The sequence below is a fragment of the Mesorhizobium sp. M1A.F.Ca.IN.022.07.1.1 genome, assembly GCF_003997575.1.
Lineage (GTDB): Bacteria > Pseudomonadota > Alphaproteobacteria > Rhizobiales > Rhizobiaceae > Mesorhizobium.
The window spans coordinates 1-10,970 of record NZ_RZST01000200.1 but is presented as its reverse complement, the minus strand read 5'-3'; the positions used below and the strand labels follow the sequence as shown (position 1 = coordinate 10,970).

At 64.8% G+C, this 10,970-nt stretch carries 11 protein-coding genes and 1 pseudogene; 3 read left to right on the top strand and 9 right to left on the bottom strand.

Going from position 1 to position 10,970, the window contains the following annotated elements:
- The 3 genes from EOA75_RS20880 to ubiE form a co-directional block, all read right to left on the bottom strand.
- Nucleotides 1-726 (bottom strand): flavoprotein (locus tag EOA75_RS20880; RefSeq protein WP_281058541.1); only part of this gene is annotated, 726 nt, incomplete at its 3' end.
- Between the two features lie 73 nt (nucleotides 727-799).
- Nucleotides 800-2,374, bottom strand: a complete 1,575-nt coding sequence (gene ubiB / locus EOA75_RS20875; protein ID WP_095781082.1) for a 2-polyprenylphenol 6-hydroxylase — start codon at nucleotides 2,372-2,374, stop codon at nucleotides 800-802.
- Between the two features lie 13 nt (nucleotides 2,375-2,387).
- Nucleotides 2,388-3,164, bottom strand: coding sequence for a bifunctional demethylmenaquinone methyltransferase/2-methoxy-6-polyprenyl-1,4-benzoquinol methylase UbiE (gene ubiE / locus EOA75_RS20870; protein WP_127325050.1), 777 nt, complete (start codon nucleotides 3,162-3,164; stop codon nucleotides 2,388-2,390).
- A 171-nt stretch (nucleotides 3,165-3,335) separates the two neighbouring features.
- Here ubiE and EOA75_RS20865 point away from each other — a divergent pair, with 171 nt between their 5' ends.
- The 3 genes from EOA75_RS20865 to EOA75_RS20855 all read left to right on the top strand — a co-directional run bounded on the left by EOA75_RS20865 (nucleotide 3,336) and on the right by EOA75_RS20855 (nucleotide 5,759).
- A complete protein-coding gene (locus EOA75_RS20865; protein ID WP_127325049.1) occupies nucleotides 3,336-4,310 on the top strand; it encodes an adenosine deaminase in 975 nt (324 codons plus the stop codon).
- A gap of 147 nt (nucleotides 4,311-4,457) precedes the next feature.
- A complete protein-coding gene (gene upp / locus EOA75_RS20860; RefSeq protein WP_067002624.1) occupies nucleotides 4,458-5,087 on the top strand; it encodes a uracil phosphoribosyltransferase in 630 nt (209 codons plus the stop codon).
- A gap of 105 nt (nucleotides 5,088-5,192) precedes the next feature.
- Complete coding sequence (locus EOA75_RS20855) at nucleotides 5,193-5,759, top strand: TIGR02281 family clan AA aspartic protease (RefSeq protein WP_127325048.1); 567 nt, start codon at nucleotides 5,193-5,195, stop codon at nucleotides 5,757-5,759.
- A gap of 8 nt (nucleotides 5,760-5,767) precedes the next feature.
- On the opposite strand, the gene deoA is transcribed toward EOA75_RS20855, so the two are convergent.
- The 6 genes and pseudogenes from deoA to EOA75_RS20825 form a co-directional block, all read right to left on the bottom strand.
- Nucleotides 5,768-7,084 (bottom strand): thymidine phosphorylase, encoded by a 1,317-nt coding sequence (gene deoA / locus EOA75_RS20850; protein WP_127325047.1) that lies wholly within the window; start codon nucleotides 7,082-7,084, stop codon nucleotides 5,768-5,770.
- Nucleotides 7,084-7,890 (bottom strand): purine-nucleoside phosphorylase, encoded by an 807-nt coding sequence (locus EOA75_RS20845; RefSeq protein ID WP_095778797.1) that lies wholly within the window; start codon nucleotides 7,888-7,890, stop codon nucleotides 7,084-7,086. The genes deoA and EOA75_RS20845 overlap by 1 nt, the downstream gene beginning before the upstream one ends.
- Complete coding sequence (gene cdd, locus EOA75_RS20840) at nucleotides 7,887-8,279, bottom strand: cytidine deaminase (RefSeq protein WP_067325754.1); 393 nt, start codon at nucleotides 8,277-8,279, stop codon at nucleotides 7,887-7,889. The genes EOA75_RS20845 and cdd overlap by 4 nt, the downstream gene beginning before the upstream one ends.
- Before the next feature lie 58 nt (nucleotides 8,280-8,337).
- Entirely contained in the window at nucleotides 8,338-9,309 is a 972-nt protein-coding gene (locus tag EOA75_RS20835) for an ABC transporter permease (RefSeq protein ID WP_067325751.1), read from the bottom strand.
- A gap of 1 nt (nucleotide 9,310) precedes the next feature.
- Nucleotides 9,311-10,450: an ABC transporter permease gene (locus tag EOA75_RS20830; protein ID WP_095781077.1), complete on the bottom strand. Its 1,140-nt coding sequence runs from the start codon at nucleotides 10,448-10,450 to the stop codon at nucleotides 9,311-9,313.
- Nucleotides 10,447-10,970 (bottom strand): annotated as a pseudogene (locus EOA75_RS20825) (heme ABC transporter ATP-binding protein); the annotation flags it as partial. The pseudogene EOA75_RS20825 and the gene EOA75_RS20830, both read right to left, overlap by 4 nt.

The following is a 10,970-nucleotide window of genomic DNA, read 5'->3' as shown; positions in this document are numbered from 1 at the left end:
CGCCTCGTTGCTTTCCGCCATCTCGCCCTTGGCCGGCCCGACAAAGGCGATGCCATCCTTCTGCAGGGTCGCCCGGTTGCGCCGCGTCGCCGGATGCGACCACATCTTCGGATTCATCGCCGGCGCCATCAGCACTTTCTTGTCGGTCGCAAGCAGCACCGTCGAGGCAAGATCATTGGCATGGCCGTTGGCGAGCTTCGCCATCAGGTCGGCGGTGGCCGGCGCCACGACCAGCAGATCTGCCTCGCGCGACAGCCTTATGTGGCCGACATCGTGCTCGTCATTGCGGTCGAAGAGTTCGGTGAAAACATGGTCGGCCGAAAGCGCGCCGACGGACAGCGTGGTGACGAATTCCTGCGCAGCTGATGTCATTACCACCCGGACAGAAGCGCCGCGCTCGCGCAGGCGCCGGATCAGGTCGAGCGATTTATAGGCGGCGATGCCGCCGCCGATGACGAGAAGGACGCGTTTGCCGGAGAGCGTTCCGCGAACTGATGGCCTGCCGGGCATGTCGGCGATAGGCGGTGCTTGCTGGCCGGGGCCGGTCAGCGCACGCAGCGTCTTCTCGATCTGGTCGATGCGGTCGGCCTGCCCTGCCCGGCCCTCAACCGCCGCCCTGATCATCGCCCGGGCCTGCTCCTCCATCGAGCAGCCATTTTCGGCAGCCAATTGGCGCAGCAGGTCCTTAACTCCATCGTCAAGGTTGCGGATCGTGATGCTGGCCATCTGATTGCACCCGCCTCAAACTAGCGCCGGCAATGATAGCAATGCAATCAAAACGCAGCAAGGCGGCGGGCGGTCAGAAAATCCGCCACGCGATGTAAATCAGCGTCAGCGCAATGGTCCACAGCGCCACCCGGCCGGAGCGGGTGTGGCGCGCCTCCGCCTTGCCGATCGCGCGCGCGGTCGCCTCGTCGAAGCGCAAGCCATGCTCGGCCATCAGGTCGATCTCACGCGACAGCCGCTCGGTGCGAACCGCAATGTCCGGCGCCTGCCTCGCCAGCGAGATCAAGGCCTTGCCGGCGTCCCGCGCGTCCGAGAGCACGCCGCGCGGGCCGAGATTGCCCGCGATCCAGTCACTGACCACCGGCTCCGAAGTCTTCCACATGTTGAACGCCGGATCGAGCGTGCGGGCCACGCCTTCGACCACCACCATGGTCTTTTGCAAAAGCACCAGCTCGGTCCGCGTCGCCATGTCGAAGAGGTCGGTGACCTCGAACAGCAGCGTCAGAAGCTTGGCCATCGAGATCGTGTCGGCCGACTGGCCGTGGATCGGCTCGCCGATGGCGCGGATCGCCTGCGCGAAGGCCGAGACATTGTGCTGACGCGGCACATAGCCGGCCTCGAAATGCACCTCGGCGACGCGCCGGTAGTCGCGCACGATGAAGCCGTAGAGGATCTCGGCCAGAAAACGCCGCTCCTTCTTGCCGAGTCTGCCGGCGATGCCGAGATCGACGGCAACGATGGTGCCGTCCGGTTCGACGAACAGGTTGCCCGGATGCATGTCGGCATGGAAGAAGCCGTCGCGCAGCGTATGCCTGAGGAAGGACTGGACGAGATTGGCTGCGATCGCCTTGAGGTCGTGACCGGCGGCAGCAAGGCCGGTCAGATCGTTCATCTTGACGCCGTCGATCCACTCCATGGTGATCACGTCTCGGCCGGTCCGCTCCCAATCGACCGCCGGCACGCGGAAGCCCGGATCATCCTTGGTGTTCTCAGCGAGCTCGGAAAACGCGGCCGCTTCGAGCCGCATGTCCATCTCGACCTTGGTGGTCTGCGCCAGCGTCTGGGTCACCTCGATCGGCCGCAGGCGCCGCGAGGAGGGGATGTACTTCTCCTGCAGGCGGGCGGCGAGGAAGTAGCTCTCGAGATCCTGGAAGAAGCGATGGCGCACGCCGGGGCGGATGACCTTCACCGCGACCCGTGAAGCCTTTCCGTCGCGAACGACTTCGGCGCCGTGCACCTGGGCGATCGATGCCGCCGCGACCGGCTCGCCGAAGGTTGCGTAGAGATCCTCGATCCTGCGCCCGAGCGAGGCTTCGATCGCCGCGACCGCTTCCGCCCTCGGAAAGGTGTGCATCTTGTCCTGCAGCAGCGCAAGGTCGACCGCCATGTCGTTGCCGACGACGTCGGGCCGCGTGGCGAGGAACTGGCCGAGCTTCACATAGGATGGCCCCAGCCGCACCACCGCCTGCGCCAGCCGGTCGCCGCGCAGATGGCTTCGGGCGCGGCGGCGAGTGAGCACGCGCGCCAGCCGCCAGCCGAGCTTCGGCATACCGGAAAGCTCTTCGCCGGGCAGCGCCGCGACGACGCCCTCGCGGACCAGCACCCAGCCGGCCCTGGCGAGCCGGAAGCCGGCGCCAACGCTGGTCATCGGACGCCCTGCCTCAAAGCTTCCAGCCCGAATGGAGCGCCGCGATGCCCCCCGAATAGTTGCGGAAAGTAACCCGATCGAAGCCGGCCCGACCAATCATCGCGGCGAAGTTCTGCTGGTTGGGGAACTTGCGGATCGATTCGACCAGATAGGAATAGGGCTCGTCGTCGCCGGTCACCGCCCTGCCGATTTTGGGGATGGCGTTGAACGACCAAGCCTCGTAGGCCTTGTCGAGCAGCGGCATGTCGACCTCGGAAAACTCCAGGCATAGGAAGCGCCCGCCGCGCTTCAGCACACGAAAAGCTTCGCTCAGCGCCACATCGATGCGCGGCACGTTGCGGATGCCGAACGCGATCGTATACGCATCGAACGTGCCGTCCTCGAACGGCAGCGCTTCGGCATTGGCCTCGACGAAATCGGTGTTTTCCGAGAGGCCTTTCTTTTCGGCCCTGTCGCGGCCGACGTCGAGCATCGAGCCGTTGATGTCGAGCACCGTGGCATGCGCATGGCGCTGGCTTGCCTCGATGATGCGAAAGGCGATGTCGCCGGTGCCGCCGGCGACGTCGAGCACCTTCCAGCCCGGCCGCTTCGGGGGGTTGAGCCACGCGACCATCGCGTCCTTCCACAGCCGGTGCAACCCACCCGACATCAGATCGTTCATCAGGTCGTATCGATTGGCCACCTTGTGAAAGACGTCATTGACGAGCGACTGCTTGTCGCCCTCGCCAACCTTCCTGAAACCATAGGAGGTTTCCATGCCGCCCGCGGCCGTGGTTCTCTCAACTGACATTATTTCGATCCGCCATAAAACCGGCGGGACCATAGCCGATCGATGGGGCGGGCGCTATTGTCCAAGGCGCGGTTTTCGGCCGCGCTTTCAGAACGGGTCGGGGAAGAGTTTGCCACGATTTTCCACCCGGAATCGGCGCCACGACAGAAGAATACCGCACGGGATGGCCGCATGATCTTGAAAGCCGAATTGCACTGCCACATCGAAGGGGCAGCGGCGCCCGACCTCGTCGTCAGCCAGGCCCGCAAATACGGCAAGGACCCTTCGCCCTACATCCAGAACGACTCTTTCGTCTGGCACGATTTCACGTCTTTCCTCGCCGCCTATGATTTTGCTTCCGACCTGTTCCGCACCGAGGAGGATTACGCCCGTCTAACCGATCATTATCTCACCAGCCTCGCCCGCGACGGCGCCATCTATTCCGAGGTCTTCACCTCGCCGGATCACGCGAAAAGGGCCGGGCTTTCGCCCAAGGCCTATACGGACGCGCTGGGCGAAGGCATGGCCCGCGCCAAGGCGAGGACCGGCATCGAGGGGCGCATGATCGTCACCGGCGTACGCCACGTCGGCGTCGAGGCGATCGAGCAGGCGGCGCGCTTTGCGGCGCGCTGCGGCCATCCGCTGGTCACCGGCTTCGGCGTCGCCGGCGACGAGCGCATCGGCGATTTCGAGGACTACGTCCGTGCGTTCGAGATCGCGCGCGAGGCCGGCCTCGGCATCACCATCCACGCCGGAGAATTGATGGGCTGGGAAAGCGTGGCGGCAGCGCTCGACCATATCCGCCCGTCGCGGATCGGCCATGGCGTGCGCGCCATCGAGAACCCGGACCTCGTTCGCCGCATAGCCGCCGAGGGCGTGGTGCTGGAATGCTGCCCCGGCTCCAACATCGCGCTCAAGGTGTTCGATAGTTTCGCCACGCATCCTTTTCCGGCGTTGCGCGCGGCCGGCTGCAAGGTGACGCTCAATTCCGACGACCCGCCCTATTTCTGGACCTCGCTGAAGCGCGAATACGACATCGCCGCCGAGCATTTCGCGATGGACGACAAGGCGCTTATCGCCGTCACCAGGACGGCCATCGAGGCGGCCTTCGTCGACCGGAAGACCAAGGCGATGCTGATGAGCCGGCTCGACCCCAAAGGCCGGTGAATGGTCAATGGTGAATGGTGAATGGTGAATGGTGAATGGTGAACGTTTGCCGCCGGCTTCAGCGTGTCAACCAATCATCGGCCCATCAGGACTCGCAAACCGGCTCACTATTCACTATTCACTACTCACCATTCACTGGAGAAGACCATGCAGGGCGTCACCGTCGTCGACCACCCCCTTGTCCAGCACAAGCTGACCATCATGCGCAAGAAGGAGACCTCGACGGCAGGCTTCCGGCGGCTGCTGCGCGAAATCTCCCTGCTTCTCGGCTACGAGGTGACCCGCAACCTCGAACTGACGACCACCACGATCGAGACCCCGATCGAGGAGATGGAAGCGCCGACGCTGGAGGGCAAGAAGCTGGTTTTCGCCTCCGTGCTGCGGGCCGGCAATGGCCTTCTCGAAGGCCTGCTCGATCTGGTGCCGGCGGCGCGCGTCGCCCATATAGGCCTTTACCGCGACCATGAGACGCTCGAGGCGATCGAATATTTCTTCAAGGCGCCGAGCGACCTTGCCGACCGTCTGGTGATCGTGGTCGATCCGATGCTTGCGACCGCCAATTCCGCGATCGCGGCGATCGACAAGCTGAAGGGGCGCGGCGCCACCAACATCCGCTTCCTTTGCCTGCTTGCGGCGCCCGAAGGCATCGAGCGCTTCACCAAGGCGCATCCGGATGTCCCGATCTTCACCGCTTCGATCGACCGCCAGTTGAACGACAAGGGTTACATCATGCCTGGCCTCGGCGACGCCGGCGACCGCATGTACGGAACCAAGTGAGATCTTTTCTTAACCGGTCGTTTACGAAACGCCGTGGTTCCGGCGCGCGTTAAAGCCGAAGACACCATGTCGGCTTAAGGATCGAACCTTCACGAAGGTCGATCCATGCTGCGCAAGCTTCTTCTCCTTGGCGTCTTTGTCGGAAGCTCGGCATCGATTCCGATCATCTATCAGTCGAACCCGCAGATGGTCGAAACCCTGCTGAGATCGGCGGTTGCTTCGAAGCCGGCGCCGCCTGAGGCTCAGCCGGACGTCAATCTCGCTTCGGTTCCAGCCAGGCCGGCGGCGCCGATGCCGCTCGGCCGCCAGGTGCTGGTCAATGCCGACCAGCGCGGCCATTTCACTTCCGCCTTCAAGTTCAACGGCCGTCAGATAGACGGCATGATCGACACCGGCGCGACGCTCGTCGCGATCAACATATCGACGGCGCGCCGGATCGGCATCTCGCTCAACCAGTCGGATTTCAATCAACAGGTGAACACGGCGAACGGCGCCATCAAGGCCGCCGTGGTCACCGTCGACCGTCTGCAGATCGGCAAGATTTCCCTCGACAACGTCCAGGCGGTGGTGCTCGACGATCGAGCGCTGCAAACCAATCTGATCGGCGTGAGCTTCCTGCAGCGGCTGCAGAAATACGAAGTCCAGGACGGCGCGCTGTTGCTCGTTCAATAGGCGCGATTTTACAGAGGCAGTATCCGCCTGAGCACCGTCTTTTCTGCGGTCGGCTTCGAGTGACCGACCGTATAGGCGGCGCGCACCGCGACGGCGGCAGCCTCGGCGTCGGCCTCGGTCCGCGCATGGACCAGCGCCAGCGCCTCGCCCGCATGCACCTCCGCGCCGACCGGCAGCAGTCGGGTGAGGCCAACGGAATGATCGATCTTGTCGTCCGGACGGACGCGCCCGCCGCCCAGCGCAACGACGGCGAGCCCGATGTCGCGCGTCGCGATCCCGGTGACGAAGCCGTCCTCGGCCGCTTTGACCGCCAATTCCACTGCCGCCTTCGGCAGATATTTCTCCGGGTTCTCGACGAAGTCGGCGGGTCCGCCGAGCGCCGTCACCATCCGCGCGAACACCGCCGCCGCGCGGCCGCCGGCGAGCGTCTCGGCCGCGCGCCTGATCCCGTCCTGGTTGGACGAGACAACTCCCGCCGATTGCAGCATCTCGGCGGCAAGCGCCAGCGTGACGTCCTCCAGCCGGCGGTCGCGGAAGCGGCCGGTGAGAAAGTCTACCGCGTTCTTCACCTCGACCGCATTGCCGGCTGCCGAGGCCAGCGGCTCGTTCATGCCGGTCACCAGTGCCGAAGCGTTCAGGCCGGCGCCATTGGCGACCTCGACCAGGCTGTTCGCAAGTGCGGCCGCATCGCGCGACTTCTCCATGAAGGCGCCGTTGCCGACCTTGACGTCGAGCACAAGCGAGTCGAGCCCGGCGGCAAGCTTCTTCGACAGGATCGAAGCCGTTATCAGCGGCACCGATTCCACTGTGCCCGTCACGTCGCGGATGGCGTAGAGCCGGCGATCGGCCGGCGCCAGGTCGGCGGTCTGGCCGATGATGGCGCAGCCCGTCTCGAGCACCGTCCTGCGGAACCGCGCCAAATCCGGCCGGCTGACGTAACCGGGAATGGCATCCATCTTGTCCAGCGTGCCGCCGGTATGGCCAAGCCCGCGGCCGGAGATCATCGGCACATAAGCGCCGCAGGCCGCGACGATCGGCGCCAGCATCAGCGAGACATTGTCGCCGACGCCGCCCGTCGAATGCTTGTCAGTGACCGGTCCCGGCAAATCGGACCAGTCGAGCACGTCACCGGAATCGCGCATCGCGAGCGTCAGCGCCACTGCTTCCTCGCGACTCATGCCTTTGAGGAACACCGCCATGGCAAATGCGCCGATCTGGCCCTCCGAGAGCGTGCCGGCCGTGATCCCCTCGATGAAGGTCGCAATCTCGGGCATCGAGAGCTTGTGGCCGTCACGCTTGCGCCGAATGATTTCCTGCGGGAGCATCAGCTTTCCGGCAAACCTTCCTCGAAGACGCGCCGCAGGATCGTCGCCAGCCGCGCGCCGCCGACCGGCGCCATGTCCTTGGTTTCCTGGTGCGAGAGTTCCGCCCCGGTCATGCCTGCCGCAAGGTTGGTGATCACCGAGCAGGCAGCGACCTTGAGGCCGAGGAAGCGGGCCAGGATCACTTCGGGCACGGTCGACATGCCGACCGCGTTGGCGCCCATGACGCGCGCCATGCGGATTTCGGCCGGCGTCTCGAAACATGGTCCGGAAAACCACATGTAGACGCCCTGATGGAGCGCGGTGCCGGTCTCCTTCGCCGCCGTCTCGATCGCCTTGCGCAAGCCGGCATCATAGGCCTCGGTGAGGCCAACGAAGCGGCGGTCGCTCGGCTCGCCGATCAGCGGATTGGAGCCGGAGAAGTTGATGTGATCGGTGATCATCATCACCGAGCCCGGTCCCATCTCGGAATCGACCGAGCCGGCGGCGTTGGTGAGGATGAGATGCGAGATGCCGATGCCGGCAAGCACCTCGAGCGCCGGGCGCATCGCGGCGGCATTGCCGTGCTCGTAATAGTGCGCGCGCCCAGAAAGCATCAGCACCGGCGTGCCGGCGAAACGCCCTGCCACCACCTCGCCGGCGTGGCCGGAGACGCCACTGCGCGGGAAGCCCGGCAATTCGGCATAGGGGATGCGCCTTGCGTCCTCCACCTGGTCGACCAGCCCACCAAGGCCGGAGCCCAGCACAAGCGCCGCGGTCGGGGCCAGCCCGTCCAGTTTCTCGACCAGATGATCCAGCGCCTCCTTCATTTCAGGATATCGCCCCTGAAGCCGTAAGGCAGCATGTCGCCCATGGTGACCGTCTCGACCACGCCGGTGTTGTCGCAGAGATAGAGTTTCGTCTCCGGCCGGCAGAATTCCGCCAGCCGCTGCCGGCAGCCGCCGCAGGGCGAGCATTTGGCCATGCGCTCGGCGATCACCGCGATCTCGGTGATCTTGCCGCCGCCGCCCATGATGTAGTGGCCGAGCGCGGTGGTCTCGGCACACCAGCCTTCCGGATAGGACGCCACCTCGATGTTGGCGCCGGTGAAGACGCGACCGTCCTCGGTGCGCAGCGCGGCGCCTACGGGAAACTTGGAATAGGGCGCATAGGCCTTGGCCATCGCCGTCCTGGCCGCTTCGAACAGATCATGCGACATTTCCTTCTTCTCTCCCACGATCTTGTTCAAATTGCCGGTTGCCGAGACGGCCCGAGCCTCAGCGTTCCTTGACATAGGGCACGCCGCCGGCGCGCGGCGGTATTGCCTTGCCGATGAAGCCGGCGAGCAGGATGACGGTGAGCACATAGGGCAGCGCCTGCATGAACTGCACCGGCACTTTGCCCAGGATCGGCAGCGGCGAGCCCTGCAAGCGGATCGATGCCGCGTCGAGGAAGCCGAACAGCAGGCAGGCGAACATCGCGTTGACCGGCTTCCATTTGGCGAAGATCAGCGCGGCAAGCGCGATATAGCCCTTGCCTGCGGTCATGTCCTTTACGAAGCCGCCATTCTGGACCATGGACAGATACGCACCGGCGACGCCGGTAAGGATACCGGTGCAGATCAGCGCCCGATAGCGCAGCCAGGCGACCGAGATGCCGGCGGTGTCGACGGCGGCCGGGTTTTCGCCCACGGCGCGCATCCTGAGACCGAAGCGGGTGCGGAACAGCACCCACCAGGTGAACGGCACCATCGCGAAGGCGAAGTAGACCAGGATCGAATGCCCGGAGATCAGCTCGGCATAAACGGGCCCGAGGATCGGCACGTTGCGAACGGCTTCGGCGCCCGGCCACACGATCGCCTCGAAGCGCTCGCCCGGCTGCAGCGCCGGCGTGCGGCCGCCCTGCTCGAACCAGGCCTGGCCGAGGATGATGGTCGAACCGGCGGCGACGAAGTTGATGGCGACTCCGGAGACGATCTGGTTGCCGCGATGCGTGATCGAGGCGAAACCGTGCACCATGGCGAAGGCGACCGAGATCAGGACGGCGGTGCCGAGACCGAAAAAGGCCGAATGGAAGACCGATGCCGCTGCAGCGCCGGCGAAGGCGCCGACCAGCATCTTGCCTTCGAGACCGATATCGAAGATGCCGGCCCGCTCTGAATAGAGGCCGGCAAGACAGGCAAGCAGCAGCGGCACCGACAGGCGGATGGTGGAATCCAGGACCTGGACGATCGCGTTGAAACTGTCCATCTCAGGCCCCCTTCCCCTTGACCGCCTGCATGCCGACCGATTTCGGGCTGACCGATGCGAACAGCGCCTGGATATAGGGCCTGAACATATGCTCCAGCGCGCCGGCGAAGAGGATGACCAACCCTTGAATGATGACGATCATGTCGCGGCTGATCGCCGGCATCTCGAAGGCAAGCTCGGCCCCGCCCTGGTAGAGCATGCCGAACAGGATCGCCGCCAGCACGATGCCGACCGGATGCAGTCTGCCCATCAGCGCGACCGCGATGCCGACATAGCCGGCGCCCGAGACGAAATCGATCGCCACATTGTGCTGGTCGCCCATCACGGGGTTGAGCGCCATCATGCCGGCCAACGCACCCGAGATCATCATCGCGGTGAGGATGATGCGGGTTTCCGAAATGCCGGCATAGCGCGCCGCTTTCGGACTATGGCCATAGGTGCGCATCTCGTAGCCGAGCTTGGTGCGCCAGATCAGCAGCCAGACCAGGAACGCCATCGCCAGCGCCAGCAGGAAGCAGATGTTGAGCGGCGCCGAGCGGATCTTGGCGCCGAACAATTCGATCATCCAGTTGAGCTTCGGCAATTCCGCGCCGGCCAGGAAATTGCGTGTCTGCGGCGCCTGCGATCCGACCGGCTTCAGCGGACCGACCAGCAGATAGACCATCACCGAGGCGGCGATGAAGTTGAACATGATGGTGGTGATGACGATGTGCGAGCCGCGCTTGGCCTGCAGATAGGCCGGGATGAAACCCCAGAGCGCGCCGAACGCCGCCGCGGCGACGATCGCCATCGGAAAGATCAGCCACCAGGGCAGGACGCTGTCGAAGCTCAGGCAGACGAGCGCGATGCCGAGGCCGCCGATATAGGCCTGGCCTTCGGTGCCGATGTTGAACAGGCTGCAATGCGCCGCCACCGCCACCGACAGCCCGGTGAAGATGAAGGTCGTGGCATAGAACAAGGTGAAGGCGATGCCTGTGCCCTTGCCGAAAGCGCCTTCGACCAGGATGACGGCGGCGCGGAACGGATTTTCGCCGACCAGCATGACGACGAAGCCCGCGACGATGAAAGCAACCGACAGGTTGATCAAAGGGATCAACCCATAATCGGCCCAGGCCGGGAGCTTGGCGTAAGGCGTGCTCATTCGGCGGCCTCCTGGTGCTCGACACCGGCCATCAAGAGGCCAAGCTCGCCTTCCGTCGCTTCCGGTCCGCGTTCGCCGACGATGCGGCCGGCGAACATCACCAGGATGCGGTCGGACAGCGAGCGGATCTCGTCGAGCTCGACCGACACGACCAGCACCGCCTTGCCCTGATCGCGCATGGCGATCAGCCGCTTGTGGATGAATTCGATGGCGCCGACGTCGACGCCGCGCGTCGGCTGGCCGACGATCAGCACGCCGGGATCCTGCTCCATCTCCCTGGCCAGCACGATCTTCTGCTGGTTGCCGCCGGAGAAATTTGCGGTCTTCAGCCGCGGATTGCCGGGACGGATGTCGTATTTCTCGATCTTGTCCTTCGCGTCGGCCATGATGGCATCGACGTTCAGGAACGGTCCCTTGAGATAGCGCTCGTCGTCGTGATAGCCGAGGATCGAGTTCTCGTTCTCCTCAAAGGCGAGCACCAGCCCGACATGGTGGCGGTCTTCCGGCACATGGGCGAGAC